The 13,716-nt window shown below is 72.9% G+C and carries 12 protein-coding genes; 2 read left to right on the top strand and 10 right to left on the bottom strand.

The genetic code is table 11. The features are described 5' to 3' along the window. Positions 1 to 73: 73 nt before the first annotated feature. Complete coding sequence (locus VA596_RS16245; protein ID WP_323327891.1) at positions 74 to 508, bottom strand: winged helix-turn-helix transcriptional regulator; 435 nt, start codon at positions 506 to 508, stop codon at positions 74 to 76. A gap of 126 nt (positions 509 to 634) precedes the next feature. On the opposite strand from VA596_RS16245, the gene VA596_RS16240 reads away from it, so the two are divergent. Further along, positions 635 to 1,831, top strand: coding sequence for a thiolase family protein (locus tag VA596_RS16240; RefSeq protein WP_323327889.1), 1,197 nt, complete (start codon positions 635 to 637; stop codon positions 1,829 to 1,831). Here the strand turns inward: VA596_RS16240 and VA596_RS16235 are convergent. Beyond that, a complete protein-coding gene (locus VA596_RS16235) occupies positions 1,762 to 2,250 on the bottom strand; it encodes a cobalamin B12-binding domain-containing protein (RefSeq protein ID WP_323327888.1) in 489 nt (162 codons plus the stop codon). The two genes, VA596_RS16240 and VA596_RS16235, sit on opposite strands and share 70 nt — an antisense overlap. A 34-nt stretch (positions 2,251 to 2,284) precedes the next feature. After that, positions 2,285 to 3,226: a non-homologous end-joining DNA ligase gene (gene ligD, locus VA596_RS16230; RefSeq protein WP_323327886.1), complete on the bottom strand. Its 942-nt coding sequence runs from the start codon at positions 3,224 to 3,226 to the stop codon at positions 2,285 to 2,287. Positions 3,227 to 3,267: 41 nt separating this feature from the next. Here ligD and VA596_RS16225 point away from each other — a divergent pair, with 41 nt between their 5' ends. Then, positions 3,268 to 4,107, top strand: a complete 840-nt coding sequence (locus VA596_RS16225) for a PHP domain-containing protein (RefSeq protein ID WP_323327884.1) — start codon at positions 3,268 to 3,270, stop codon at positions 4,105 to 4,107. Between the two features lie 198 nt (positions 4,108 to 4,305). Here VA596_RS16225 and VA596_RS16220 read toward each other — a convergent pair whose 3' ends face one another. From VA596_RS16220 to VA596_RS16190, 7 genes are all read right to left on the bottom strand, one after another. Next, the gene (locus VA596_RS16220; protein ID WP_323327882.1) at positions 4,306 to 6,342 is read right to left on the bottom strand and encodes an MDR family MFS transporter; all 2,037 of its coding nucleotides are present in this window, start codon (positions 6,340 to 6,342) and stop codon (positions 4,306 to 4,308) included. A gap of 70 nt (positions 6,343 to 6,412) precedes the next feature. Then, positions 6,413 to 6,541, bottom strand: a complete 129-nt coding sequence (locus VA596_RS16215) for a hypothetical protein (RefSeq protein WP_323327879.1) — start codon at positions 6,539 to 6,541, stop codon at positions 6,413 to 6,415. Between the two features lie 113 nt (positions 6,542 to 6,654). Beyond that, positions 6,655 to 7,110 carry a GNAT family N-acetyltransferase gene (locus tag VA596_RS16210; RefSeq protein WP_323327878.1) on the bottom strand — a complete coding sequence of 152 codons (456 nt, stop codon included), beginning with the start codon at positions 7,108 to 7,110 and terminating at the stop codon, positions 6,655 to 6,657. A 47-nt stretch (positions 7,111 to 7,157) separates the two neighbouring features. After that, positions 7,158 to 8,321 (bottom strand): glycosyltransferase, encoded by a 1,164-nt coding sequence (locus VA596_RS16205; protein ID WP_323327876.1) that lies wholly within the window; start codon positions 8,319 to 8,321, stop codon positions 7,158 to 7,160. After that, a complete protein-coding gene (locus tag VA596_RS16200) occupies positions 8,321 to 9,127 on the bottom strand; it encodes an alpha/beta fold hydrolase (protein WP_323327874.1) in 807 nt (268 codons plus the stop codon). The genes VA596_RS16205 and VA596_RS16200 overlap by 1 nt, the downstream gene beginning before the upstream one ends. Then, complete coding sequence (locus tag VA596_RS16195; protein WP_323327872.1) at positions 9,124 to 9,429, bottom strand: acyl carrier protein; 306 nt, start codon at positions 9,427 to 9,429, stop codon at positions 9,124 to 9,126. Before VA596_RS16195 ends, VA596_RS16200 begins: the two co-directional genes overlap by 4 nt. After that, a complete protein-coding gene (locus VA596_RS16190) occupies positions 9,426 to 13,715 on the bottom strand; it encodes a beta-ketoacyl synthase N-terminal-like domain-containing protein (protein WP_323327870.1) in 4,290 nt (1,429 codons plus the stop codon). The genes VA596_RS16195 and VA596_RS16190 overlap by 4 nt, the downstream gene beginning before the upstream one ends. Between the last annotated feature and the right edge of the window lies 1 nt (position 13,716).

Genomic DNA, 13,716 nt, shown 5'->3' with positions numbered 1-13,716 from the left:
AAGTCAACGCCCAAACGCCGGAAGGCCCCCTCGCGAGCGCGAGGGGGCCTTCCGGGAGACGTGGGCCGCGGCGTCAGTGCACGGCGCCCAGCCGGATCGCGTGGGTGCCGGGTGCGTTGACCGGCTCGCCGCAGTGCTCGCAGATCGTCACCGCGTGCAGTTCGGCACCGCAGGCGTGGCGCCAGAGCGTGGGCGGTTCGCCCTGGTGGACGTACTTGTCGCCCCAGGCCATCAGGCCCAGCAGGATGGGCTGCAGCGCGCGGCCGGCCTCGGTCGGGTAGTACTCGAACCGCGGCGGGTGGTCCTCGTACTGGACCTTCTCGAGCACGCCCGCGTCGACGAGCTTGCGCAGCCGCGCGGCCAGGATGTCGCGGCTCGCGCCGGTGTTCTCGGCGATCTGGTTGAACCGCCGCTCCCCCAGCATGATCTCGCGCAGGGCGAGCAGGCTCCACCGCTCGCCGACGACCTCGAGGGCCTCCGCCACCGAGCACTCACGACCACGCCGCACCGACGTCACCTCCTGGGATTGAAAATCCAACCTAGCACGTGTGACCTAGCGGACAGGCGAGTTGTGCAATCCAACTCACCCCGCGTATACCGAAGGTATCCCCCGATCTGCGAGGAGGCAGACGCCATGACGGACGCGGTGATCGTCGACGCGGTACGGACCCCCATCGGCAAGGGCAAGCCGAACGGGAAGCTGGCCGGGGTGCACCCGGTCGACCTGCACGCCCACGCGCTCCGCTCGCTCGTCGAGCGCACCGGCGTCGACCCGGCCCGGATCGACGACGTGATCAGCGGCGCCGTCGGCCAGATCGGCGAGCAGAGCATGAACACCGCGCGCTGGGCCGCGCTCGCCGCCGGCCTGCCGGAGTCGGTACCGGCGGTGACCGTGGACCGCCAGTGCGGCAGCAGCCAGCAGGCCGTCCACTTCGCCGCGCAGGGTGTCATGGCGGGCGCGTACGACGTCGTGATCGCCTCCGGCGTCGAGTCGATGAGCCGGGTGCCGATGGGCAGCCAGGTCGCCGGGCGCGACCCGTTCGGCCCGCAGGTCGCCGCGCGCTACCCGGACGGACTGGTGCCGCAGGGCATCAGCGCGGAGCTGATCGCCGCGAAGTGGGGCCTGACGCGCGAGCAGCTCGACGCGTTCTCCGCCGAAAGCCACCAGCGCGCGGCGAAGGCGTGGGCCGAGGGCAAGTTCGCCCGTGAGGTAGCGCCCCTCAAGGCACCCGGTCCCGACGGCGTCCTCGTCGACGTCACGACCGACGAGACCGTCCGGCCGGGGACCACGCCGGAGATCCTCTCCGGACTGAAGCCCGCGTTCCGCGCCGACGTCTGGGAGCAGCGCTTCCCCGAGCTGGACTGGCGTGTCACGGCGGGCAACTCCTCGCCGATCAACGACGGCGCCGCGGCGCTCATGATCACCAGCAGCGAGACGGCCGCGGTGCTCGGCTTGCGTCCACGGGCCCGGATCCGCCACTTCGCGGTCGTCGGCGACGACCCGCTGTACATGCTCACCGGCGTCATCCCGGCGACCCGCAAGGTGCTGGACCGGGCCGGGCTGAGCGTGTCCGACATCGACGCCTTCGAGGTCAACGAGGCGTTCGCCAGCGTGGTGCTGGCCTGGCAGGCCGAGATCGGTGCCGACCTCGCGAAGGTCAACGTCCACGGCGGCGCGATCTCGATCGGCCACCCGCTCGGGGGCAGCGGCGCCCGCCTCATGACGACGCTCCTGTCGGTGCTGGAGGAGACCGGCGGCCGCTACGGCCTGCAGACGATGTGCGAGGCGGGCGGCCTCGCCAACGCGACCATCATCGAGCGCCTCGACTGACCCCGTCGTGAGTGGGAAACAGTGTTAGAACACTGTTTCCCACTCACGACAACCCGCGCCAGGTACTGCCGCAGCGCCGCGACCGCCTGCCCCGGGTTCGCCGTGGCCGGGAAGGCGTCGTCGAAGCCGAGCGCGAGCAGCTCGGCGCGGGGCTGGGCCAGCCGTCCGGCGATCACGATGGGCAACCCGGCCAGGGCCGGGTGCGTGCGGAGCCGGGTGAACACGCGTGCGCTGTCCGCGCCGCCGTCCGTGGCGGACAGGACCAGGCAGTCCGGGCCCTCCCGGCACGCCTCCAGGATCCGCTCGACCGGCGGGCGCGCGCCCAGGTTGCGCACCTCGTGACCACAGCGTTCGAGGATCACCTGCAGGGCGACCAGGCTCCAGGCTCCGGTGTCCACACCGGACAGCACGATCTTCACACCGGGCGGAGCCGTGAGCCCGCCCGGAAATACGTCAGTCTTCGGGCGGTTCCTCGACCCCGTCGCGGTCCGCCCATTCCAGCAGCGGGTCGAGGGAGAACACGGCGTCGTCCATGCCCGCGTGGAGGTCGCCCAGCTCGGCGAACCGCGCCGGGACGGTCGCGATGGTGAAGTCGCCCGGCTCGGCGTCGTCGATCTCGTCCCAGCGGATCGGCGTCGAGACCGTGCCTTCCGGGTTGCCACGCACCGAGTACGCGCTGGCGATCGTGTGGTCGCGCGCGTTCTGGTTGTAGTCGACGAACAGCGTGCGCGGGTCGCGGTCCTTGCGCCACCAGGTCGTGGTCACCTCGTCCGGGGCCCGCTTCTCGACCTCCCGGGCGAAGGCCAGCGCGGCGCGGCGGACGTCCTGGAAACCCCACCGCGGCTCGATCCGGACGTAGACGTGCAGCCCGCGCCCACCGGACGTCTTCGGCCAGCCGACCGCGCCCAGCTCGTCGAGGATCTCGTGCGCCACGTGCGCGACCCGGCGGACGCGGTCGAAGCCGCACTCCGGCATCGGGTCGAGGTCGATGCGCCACTCGTCGGGCTTTTCCGTGTCGGCGCGGCGGGAGTTCCACGGGTGGAACTCCACTGTGGACATCTGGACCGCCCAGGCGACGTGCGCCAGTTCGGTGACGCACAGCTCGTCGGCGTGCCGGTTGTAGCGCGGGAAGGTCACCCGCACGGTCTCCAGCCACGGCGGCGCGCCGTTCGGGACGCGCTTCTGGTGCACCTTCTCCCCCGCCACGCCGGACGGGAAGCGGTGCAGCATGCACGGCCGCTCGCGCAGCGCGTTGACGATGCCGTCGCCCACCGAGAGGTAGTAGTTGACCAGGTCGAGCTTGGTCTCGCCGCGGGCCGGGAAGTACACCCGGTCCGGGTTCGAGATCCGCACCGTGTGCGGCCCGACCTCGAGTTCCACCGCCTTCTGCGCCATGACTCCAGACGCTAGCCCAAAATCGGCGTTACGGTGACCCGGTGCGCCTGCCGACGGACGGTCATGTCCACACCGAATGGTCCTGGGACACGGTCACCGGGTCGATGATCGGCTCCTGCGAACGGGCGCTCGAGCTGGGCTTGCCGTCGGTCGCGTTCACCGAGCACGCGGACCTCACGCCGTGGCTGATCCCCGAGCCGATCCGGCCGGTGCTGCCGGACCACTTCCGGGTGCGCCTGCGCCCGGACGGCGTCCTGGAGCCGCCCGACCTCGACGTCGCGGGTTACCTGGCGTGCGTCGAGGAGTGCCGCGGCCGGTTCCCGGACCTGCGGATCCTGTCCGGAGTGGAGCTGAGCGAGCCGCACTGGCACCGTTCGCGTGCCGACGCCCTGCTGGCGTCCCACGACTTCGACCGCGTGCTGGGGTCGGTGCATTCGCTGCCGGGCGACGACGGGCACCACCAAGAGCTCACCGTCGTGTCGGACCGTCCGCCGGGCGAGATCCTGCGCGCGTACCTGACGGAGGTGCTGGGCCTGGTCGAGTCGACGGCCGGCTTCGCCGTGCTGGCGCACATCGACTACGCGCTGCGCTCGTGGCCTGCCGAGGGCCCGCCGTTCGTGGTGGCGGACTTCGAGGAGGAGTTCCGCACCGTGCTGCGGGCCCTGGCCGGCAGCGGACGCGCGCTGGAGGTCAACACGAAGGTCCCGCTGCCGGGCGAGGTGGTGCGCTGGTGGTTCGAGCTGGGCGGCGACGCGGTCGCGTTCGGCAGCGACGCCCACGAGCCGGCCTTGGTCGGCCACGGCTTCGCGAAAGCGGCGGCCATGGCAGAGTCGTGCGGCTTCCGCCCCGGCCACACCCCGCACGACTTCTGGCGCCGCTGACGGCACTTTCCCGTGAAAGCGCCGCCCCCAGGTGGGCACTTTCACGTGAAAGTGCCGCCCCACGCTCACCCGAATGCGCCCGCCCCGGTGACCGCCCGGACGTCACTTTCGCCGAGAAAGATGCGTCTGAAGGCCCCCTGGACGCATCTTTCCTGGCGAAAGTGCGGCTTTGCGGCGCAAAGCATCACTCAGACGGGGTTACGCCAGGGCGTGGCGGCCGTAGGCGCGGACCTCCGTGCTCTGGTCCAGCAGCCGGGTGGCCACCCGGCCGATCGCCGCGTCCAGTTCGGCGCGGTCGCCGGTGCCCCAGTCGCCCAGCCGGGAGGCCAGCCAGTCGTGCCACGCGCGGACCACCTTGGCGAACTCCTCCTGGCCCGCCTCCGTCAGGGCCCAGCCCGCGCTGTAACGCAGGTGGCCGGTCAGCTCCAGCCGGTTGAACGCCGGCTCCAGCACCGACGCCGGGACGCCGAAGTGCTCGCCGATCGCCCGGAGCGTCGCCGGCTCGCCGCGGCGTTCGCGCAGGTGGACCTGCAGCAGGCACCAGATGCCACCCTCGTCGAGGTCGCTGCCCGCCCGCTCGACGATCGCCGGGGCGACCTTGCGGCGCTCGCGGAAGAAGAGCGTCGCGACGGCGCGTTCCAGCTCGCGGTCGTCCGTGCGCGCCTCCGGCATCGCGAACCCGTCGCCGAGGCCGGGCGCCGCGGCGCGGGCGGTGTCGCGCAGCGGGACCTCCTTGAGGAAGAACGCCAGCGCGAACGCCACGAGACCGACCGGCGCGGCGGCGAGGAACACGACGTGCAGCGAGTCGCTGTACGCCTGGATCACCGGCGCCGACACCGCATCCGGCAGCGCGTGCAACGCGCTCGGGATCTGCGTCACCCTCGGGTCGACGCCGGGTGGCAGCGGATGGGCGGCCGCCGCCGCGGCCAGGTTCGGCGCCAGCTGGTTGGCGTACACCGTCCCGAAGATCGCCGCGCCGAACGAGCTGCCGATCGAGCGCAGGAACGTCACGCCGGACGTGGCGACGCCGAGGTCCGCGTAGTCGACGGTGTTCTGCACGGCGATGGTCAGCACCTGCATGCCGAGCCCGATGCCCAGGCCGAGCACGGCCATGTAGGCCGACGCCTCCCAGAACCCGGTGTCGGTGTCGAGGCGCGAGAGCAGGTACAGCCCGATCGTCATGCCCGCGGTGCCGACCAGCGGGAAGATCTTGTACCGGCCGGTCTTGCTGACGGCGTTGCCCGCGGCGATCGACGCCACCAGCAGCGCCAGCACCATGGGCAGCAACCGGACGCCCGACGTCGTCGCCGACGTGCCCTGGACGTACTGCATGTACGTCGGCAGGTACGACAGCGCGCCGAGCATCGCGAAGCCGACGACGAAGCTCATGATCCCGCCGACGGTGAACACCGGGTTCCGGAACAGCCGCATCGGCAGCATCGGTTCCTCGGCTCTCAGCTCCACGAAGACGAACGCCGCGAGCAGGACCAGCGAGCCGATGGCCATCCCGATGATCGTCGGCGAACCCCACGCGTACTGCGTGCCGCCCCAGCTCGTGACGAGCGTCAGCCCGGTCGCGGCCAGGCCGATGAGCAGGATGCCGAGGTAGTCGATCACCGGCTTGACCGCGGCGCGCGCGTTCGGCATGGCCGAGGTCGCGACGATCAGCACGATGACGACCAGCGGGATGTTGACGTAGAACGCCCAGCGCCAGGACAGGTGGTCGACGAAGAACCCGCCGAGCATCGGGCCGGCGACGGTCACCACGCCGAACACCGAGCCGAGCACACCCTGGTACTTGCCGCGTTCGCGCAGCGGGACGACGTCGGCGATCAGCGCGGTCGAGGTGACCATCAGCCCGCCGCCGCCGAGGCCCTGCACCGCGCGCCAGACGATCAGCCAGACCATGCTGTCGGCGAACCCGGCGCAGAACGAGCCGATGCCGAACACGATCACCGACAGCTGGAACATCAGCTTGCGGCCGAAGAGGTCGCCGAGCTTGCCGACGACGACGGTCATGATCGTCTCGGCCAGCAGGTAGGACGTGACGACCCAGGACAGGTGCCCGGCGCCGCCGAGGTCGCCGACGATGGTGGGCAGCGCCGTCCCGACGATGGTCTGGTCCAGCGCGGCCAGCAGCATCCCGAGCAGCACCGCGCCGAAGACGGCGTTGACCCGCCCGCGGCTCAGCTGTGGGGGCGCCGGCTCGTGGGCGACCTCCGCGGTGGCCGTCATGGCACCCTCCCTCGCTCGGCCTCCCAAGCTAGTGCGCGGGAGCGGCCGGTGCGGGGTCCACTGTGGAGAGTCACTCGTTCCGGTGATCGGCGGGCGTCCGGCGCCCGCGGGACGGCGGCCCGGGGACCACCGCCGCCGTCCACTCTTCCCGGTACAGCACCGGCCGGACGACGTGCAGGTAGGTCACCAGCGGCGCCACGCGTTCCGGGTGCGCACCTCGGTTCGGGTGCGGGTCGGCGGCCGAGGCCACCCCCGGGGGCCGGTGATCACGACCGCCCGGCCGTCGAGGAATCCCATGGCCCGGGCACCAGCTCAGGCGGATCGCCGCAACGACACCTCGAACGGTTCGAAGCCCTGGGCTCGGTAGAACTCCAGCGCGCCCTCGTTGGCCGCGAAAGCCGTGACCCGCATCTCGTTCGCCCCGTTTTCCTTCGCCCAGGCGAAGAACGCGGCCACCAGCTCGCCGCCGATCCCGGCGCGGCGGTGCCCGGCGTCGACCCGCAGGCTCTCCAGGGCCGCCGTCACCGCGCCCGGCCGCAGCGGGTTCGGCGGCCGCAGCCGCCCGACCAGGTGACCACCGCCGCCGGGCGCCAGTAGGCAGAGGCACGCCGGATCCTTCACGAGATCGGCGTAGTAGGCCTCGCCCTCACGGTCCGGCCAGCCGGTGTCCATGAACGGGTCGCGGCGGCCGCCGTCCTCGGCGAACAACCCCGCCACCGACGCGACGAACTGGGGGACTTCCTCGGCCGTGCACACGGAAACAGTCATGCCGGACACCGTAACCCGGCCATTTTTTTCGTGTAAATATCGAAATTTCAGGGCCGCAGATGCGCCAGGCTCTCCAGCGCGAGCTGCTCCAGATGCCCGGCCGCCGCGGGACTGCCGCCCGCGGCGCGGAACGACGCCGACAGGCTCTCCGCCGCCCGGCGGTACGACGCTTCGGTCAGCACCTCTTCGACCGCCGCCGCGATGCGGGCGGCGTCGGCCCGGCCGAACCGCAGGCGGACGCCCGCGCCGGCCGCGACCACCTGGGCGGCCACGATCGGCTGGTCGTCGCGGATCGGCGCGACCACGAGCGGCAGCCCGTGCCAGAGGGTCTCGCAGACCGTGTTGTGCCCCGCGTGGCACAGCACCGCGTCGACCCGCTCCAGCAGCGGCAGCTGCGGGACCCGCGGGCGCACCAGGACGTTCGGCGGGACGGCACCGAGCACCCCGCCCGGATCCACGACCACCGCGCGCGCTTCCAGGCCGGCGAACGCCTCCGCCGTCGCGGCGAGGAACCCCGTACCGGCGTCCGTGTTCGCGGTGCCGAGCGAGACGAGCACGGTGGGACGCAACGGGTCGAGCCACTCCCACGGGAAGTCCGTTGTGGACGGACGCCCGGTGATCGACGGCCCGACCAGCCGGACGTTCGGCGGCAGCACGGCCGCGCCGAGAAGTTCGCGGGTGGTGAAGGCGAGCACGCCGAGCGGGGAGAACCGGGGGTCCGCCGGACCGCCGCCGATCCGCGCGCGCAGCCCGTCCAGCAGGTCCGCCACCCAGTCCGCGACCTTGGGCATCCCGGCGAGCGGGTCGACCAGCTCCGCGGACGTCGTCGCGGAGGTGACCCACGGCAGGCCACGCGCGTCGGCGAGCAGGCCGCCCGCGAGGGCCTGCTGGTCGGCGACGACCACGTGCGGCCCGAACGCGTCGATCGCCGCGGCGACCCCGGGCGCCATCGCGTCGGCCAGCGGGACGAGGAAGTCCTGCCAGAGGAACCGCAGCGCGGCGGGCCCCTTCAGCTCGGGCGGCCGCTCCGGCGCGTCCGGCGGCACGGCGCAGGAGAACACCAGCGCGTCCGGGCCGGCCAGGTGCCACAGCAGCTCGTCGTGCCCGGCCCAGGCGATCTCGTGGCCGCGCGCGGTGAGCTCGGCGGCCACCCCGGCGGCCGGGTTGACGTGCCCGACCAGCGGCGGGACGACGAAGAGGAACCGGGCCACTACCGCACCCGGGCCGGGAGCCGGGAGACGTCGCGGACCCACTCGAAGACCAGCTCGATGGTCTCGGCGGTCCGCTCGACCAGCACCGAGTGGCCCTGGTCGGGCAGCACGACCGTGCGGCAGTGGTCGAGGTGCTCCTCGAAGTGCGGCACCTGCGCGGCCAGCCCCGAGTCGCCGCCGAAGAGCGCGAACACCGGGCAGTGGACGTCCGAGAGGTCCGCGGCGATGGTGGCGCTGCGCGGGATGTCGTCGGCCATCGTGGTCGTCTGGAGGATCCGGTTGGCCGCCTTGGACAGCCGCGCGGTGTGCGCGCCGTGGTTGTCCTTGATCCAGCCGATCACCTCGTCGATGGCCAGGCGGGTCTTCGCGTCGGCGAGGCCGTCGGCCATGTGCCGCGTCCAGTCCGCCGTCGGCGGCTCGGCCTCGATGGCGATGACGCTGGCGACGCGGTCGGGCCGGGCGGCAGCCAGCCCGAAGGCCACCGAACCGCCGAACGAGTTGCCGATGACGTGCACCGGCCGCGTGATCCCGAGCGCGTCGAGGACGTCGACCAGGTCGACGACGAACGATTCGAGGCGGTAGCCGCTCTGGGGTCGGGTGGTGCGGCCGTGCCCGCGCAGGTCGTACATGACGACGTCGAGACCGCGTTCGGCGAACGCGGGTCCGAGGGTGAAGTAGTAGCTGGCGAGGCTGTCGGTGAGCAGGCCGTGGACGCACACGACGATCGGCGCGTCGCCGTCCAGGGGGACGTCGGGGGTCAGGCGCTGGACGTGCACGTCCAGCTCACCGGCGCGGATCCGGCTCACGGGCGCTCCCCCAGCGAGGCGACGATGTAGCGGACCAGCTCGCCGACGGTCAGGGCGATGATCTCGTCCAGGTCGCGCTCGGCGATGAACGTCGCGAAGTTGACGCGGTCGCCGTAGTGCTCGCGCAGCTGCCCGGACAGCGCGACCAGGTCGACGCTCTCCAGCTCGAGGTCGTCGTGGAACGTCGTGGTCATGGTGATTTCCGCGTCGTCCAGCCCGTATTCCTCGAGCAGCTCACGCAGCATGCCACTGAGCTGGGCGAGCACCGCCGCCTCGCCGGTAGCCGTCGTCTCGATGCTCATTCCGCGGTCTCCTTCGTCTCCTCGGTCCAGGCCACGACGTACCGGCGCGGCGGCGCACCCGGCAGGTTCGCGGTCTCGGTGCTGTGGACGTGGTGGTCGTGCCCGGCCACCCGGACGGTCAGGTCCCCCGGAGCCGCCGCGACGACCTCGAAGTCGCGCGGCTCGCCCCGCAGCCCGGTGCCGCGCAGTTTCGCGACGGCTTCCTTCGCGGTCCAGAACCGGGCGAACCAGACGTCCGGATCGCCGTCCTGGGCCTCGAACAGCGCCCGTTCGGCCGGGCCGAACGCCGCGTCCACAGTGGACCCGGCCCGCGGGGCGATCTCTTCTACGTCGATCCCGCACGGCCCGAACCGGGCGATCGCGACTCCGGCCTCGGCCCGGTGCGCGAGCGAGATCGTCACCGGCGGCAGCTCCCGGCCGTAGGCTCCGGTCGCGTGTGGACGGCCCGCGTCGTCGTTGCCGATGCGCAGCTCGGCCGGGAACATCTCGGGTTCCCCGCCGGCCCAGAGGAACTGGCGGACGGCGTCCTTCGCCGCGATCCGGCCGAGCAGCCACTGACGACGTCCCCGCGGCGGCCGGCGGTCGTAGGCGTCGCGTTCCGGACCGGCGAGGTAGTTCCGCATGATCAGCTCGCGCGTCGCCAGGTCCGGCCACTGCTCGTGCACCAGCGCCCAGCCGCCGGGCTGTTCCTTCGACAGGGTCGAACGCTCGGGGGTCCGGTCGGCCTGGCGGATGTGCGGGGTGCTGTCGAACCGGCGGTCGCGCCAGCCGGTGAACTCGGCCCAGACCTGTCCCTTGTGGACGAGCTGCATGTCGGCGTCGAGGAACTCCTCGGTCAGCGACGTGATCTTGACCAGGCACTCCAGCCGCTCCCCCGGCGCCGGGTGCGGGCCGTGGAACCGGATCTCGCGCATCGCGACCGGGAAGACGGTGGTGCGCTCGGGCAGCCGGGACATGATCCAGTAGCCGAGCACCTGGCCGACGTTGTCGAGCAGCGCGCCGGGCGCGGCCGGGGTGGTGAGCACCGCGCGGACGTGGCGTTCGCCGACGGCGGTCAGCTCGGTGACCCCCTGGAAGCGCGGGCCGTGGAACATCCAGCGGTCGTCGTACAGCTCGGCGGCCTTCGTAGTGGGTACTTCCTCGGCCGCGAACCGCCACGGTGCCGGGGCACCGCCGGGATACGCGGGAGCCAGCTCGACCACGGCCTGGGAGTAGCTGCCCAGCGCAGCGAGTACCCGGTCATTGCCCTGCGGGACAACACGCACCGGCACGGTGACCGCCGGGATCGCGGTGATCCACTGGTTGAGCCGGACGTCGTGCACGGCGACCGCGCGGCGGCCGGGGGCGGCCTGCTCGGCGAAGCCCATCAGGCGGTCGATCACCGTGGTGGCCGGGACCACGGGCCAGCGGTCCGCCGGATCGGCCTGGGGTGGCTGCTTGAAGAAGCAGTGATCGAGCAGGTAAGGCATCGAGTCGATCGAGACGTCCCACGTGGTGGTCAGCTCGACCGGCCGCGGCGGGGCCTTCCGGCCACCGAGCACAGTGGACGCCAGGTTCGCGGTGTCCTGCAGCAACGCGGCGAACTCGGCGGCGAGCGGGCCCTTCCCGGCCAGGACGTCCACCGTGGACCCCTGGGTCAGCCGGGCGCCGACCTGGGCGCGGGTCCGGTCGTCGAGGCTGATGACGTGCCCGCCGAGGTCGAGCTTCACGGCCTTGCGGGTCGTGGCCCGGGTCTGGCCCGGCAGCGCCGTGCCGTCGACGGCCAGGCCGTCGGCCCACAACGCCGTCGCGACGCGCAGCAGCTGGGCGAGCCCGGGCCGGTGCGGCGAGTGCGCCGCGACGACCAGGTGGTCCTTGCCGTGCAGGGTGTCGCCGATGAGCGAGCCGAGCTGACCGGCCCCGACCTGCACGAACGCCCGGAACCCGGCCGCGTGCAGCGTCTCGGCGAGCGGCCGGAACCGGACCGGCTCCAGCAGGTGCCGGACGAACAGCTCGCGGACATCGGCCTCGGCGGCCGGGTACTCCGACACCGTCGTCGCCGACCAGAGTGGGAGTTTCGGCGGGTGCAGGGTGAAGCCTTCGGCCGCCGCGCGGATCGGGCCGAGGTAGGGCCGCAGCATCGGGGTGTGGAACCCGGAACGGAACGGCAGGACCTGCGAGACGATCCCGGCGGCCCGGAACGTCTGGACCAGTGCCTCGACGGCCGCCGCCGGGCCGCAGACCATCGCCTGGTTGGGGGCGTTGTCGTGGGAGAGCACGACGTCCTCGCGGCTGCCGAGTTCGGCGAGCACCTGGGGTGCGGGCGCGCCGATCGCGGCGAAGGCCAGGCCCGGCACGACGAGGGTGTCCGGGTCGAACCCGGCGAGGAAGGCGTCGATCTCGTCCGTCGCGTACACCCCGGCCGCGGCCATCGCCGTCCACTCGCCGAGGCTGTGGCCGGCGACGGCGTCCGGTGTCACGCCCATCCGGCGCAGCGCGGCTTCCAGGAGGCGGCCCAGCTCGAACACCGCGGCGCCCTGGCGGCCGACGTCACCGACTTCGGCGTCACCGTGCACCCACGGCAGGCCGAAGTGGCGGGCGACGTCACCGCAGTTCAGGGCCAGTTCCGCCTCCAGCCCGGGGAAGACGAACGCGAGCTTGCCGCCGCCCGGGCCGAGCAGCGGCCGGTCGGTGAACCAGACGTCGTTGCGCCCGCGCCACGGCCGTCCGCGCCCGACCGCCTTGCGGGCCAGCGCCAGGCGTTTCTCGGTCGGGTCGACGATGCCGAGGCGCACCGGCCCGGTGCCCTCCGGCGCGGTGAGCACCGTGCGATCCGGTCCGGAAAGGACGGTGCGCAGGGCGTCGACGGTCGGGGCGGCGAGCCGCAGCACGCGTTCGGCCTCACGCACGACGACCGGGGTGGCGCGGTCGGGGGCCTGCTCCAGCACGACGTGGGCGTTGATCCCGCCGAAGCCGAACGCGTTGACCCCGGCGCGGCGCACGGCCGACTCCCACGGCCGGGCCGTGTCCAAAGTGGAAAAGCGCGTCTTCTCGAGGGCGGGGTTCGGGTCGTCGCAGTGCAACGTCGGCAGCAGGACGCCGTGGTGGACGGCGAGCGCGGCCTTGACCAACCCCGCCACCCCGGCCGCGGGCATCGTGTGGCCGATCATCGACTTCACCGAACCGATCACCGCGCTCCCGGCCTGCCCGAACACCTCCGCGAGGGTGGCCAGCTCGGCGGTGTCCCCCGCCGGGGTCGCGGTGCCGTGCGCTTCGAGCAGGCCCAGCGCATCGGGCTCGGTGGGGTCGAGCCCGGCGGCGGCCCAGGCCTGGCGGACTGCGCGGACCTGGCCGCCGGAGTCCGGGTTGGCGAGGCTGGCGGTCCGGCCGTCGGAGGCGACGCCGGTGCCGGTGACCACGGCGTAGACGCGATCGCCGTCGCGCTGGGCGTCGATCAGGCGCTTGAGCACGACGACGCCGGTGCCCTCGCCGATGAGCACGCCGTCGGCGTCGCGGTGGAACGGCCGGATGCGCTCGGTCGGCGACAGCGCGCCGAGCTGGGTGAACACGCTCCAGAACGTGATGTCGTGGCAGTGGTGGACGCCGCCGGCGAGCACGACGTCACAGCGGCCGGTGGCGAGTTCGCGCACGGCGTGGTCGACCGCGATCAGCGAGGACGCGCACGCGGCGTCCACTGTGTACGCCGGTCCGCGGAGGTCGAGGCGGTTGGCCAGCCGGGACGCGGCCAGGTTGGGCACCAGCCCGATCGCGGACTCCGGCGCCTCCGGGCCGAGCTGGTCGGTGAAGGCCTGCCGGACGGCGTCCAGGCGGTCGGCGTCCAGTTCCGGCAGCAGCTCGCCGAGCGTGCGCACGAGCTGGCTCGCGGTGCGGACGCGCTGGTCGAGCCGGACCAGGCCGGGTGTCAGGTAACCGCCCCGGCCGAGGATGACGCCGACGCGGGAGCGGTCGGCGGGCAGCCGGTCCGGGCCGCCGGCGTCGGCGAGGGCCTGGGCCGCGACGCGCAGCGCGATCAGCTGGTCAGGTTCGGTGGCGGGGATCGAGTTCGGCATGATCCCGAAGCCGGTGACGTCCACTTCGGCCAGTTCGTCGACGAACCCGCCGCGCCGGCAGTAGATCCGGTCCGCGCGGCGCTCGGCGTCCGGGGCGTAGTGCGCGCCGTCCCACTTCCCCGCCGGCACCTCGGTGATCGCGTCGACGCCGCCGACGAGGTTGCGCCAGTAGGTGTCCAGGTCCGGTGCGCCGGGCAGCAGCACCGACATGCCGACGATCGCCACGGGGTCCGGCATC

Source organism: Amycolatopsis heterodermiae, assembly GCF_034929455.1.
GTDB classification, from domain to species: domain Bacteria; phylum Actinomycetota; class Actinomycetes; order Mycobacteriales; family Pseudonocardiaceae; genus Amycolatopsis; species Amycolatopsis heterodermiae.
Note: the sequence above shows the minus strand (reverse complement) of the source record. Positions and strands in the feature narration are given on the sequence as shown.

Bases quoted from the DNA above. Each gene is read 5' to 3' on its own strand.
- VA596_RS16240 (WP_323327889.1), top strand. From the start codon at position 635: ATGACGGACGCGGTGATCGTCGACGCGGTACGGACCCCCATCGGCAAG.
- ligD (WP_323327886.1), bottom strand. From the start codon at position 3,226: ATGGCGCAGAAGGCGGTGGAACTCGAGGTCGGGCCGCACACGGTGCGG.
- VA596_RS16220 (WP_323327882.1), bottom strand. From the start codon at position 6,342: ATGACGGCCACCGCGGAGGTCGCCCACGAGCCGGCGCCCCCACAGCTG.
- VA596_RS16210 (WP_323327878.1), bottom strand. From the start codon at position 7,110: ATGACTGTTTCCGTGTGCACGGCCGAGGAAGTCCCCCAGTTCGTCGCG.
- VA596_RS16195 (WP_323327872.1), bottom strand. From the start codon at position 9,429: ATGAGCATCGAGACGACGGCTACCGGCGAGGCGGCGGTGCTCGCCCAG.
- VA596_RS16190 (WP_323327870.1), bottom strand. From the start codon at position 13,715: ATGCCGGACCCCGTGGCGATCGTCGGCATGTCGGTGCTGCTGCCCGGC.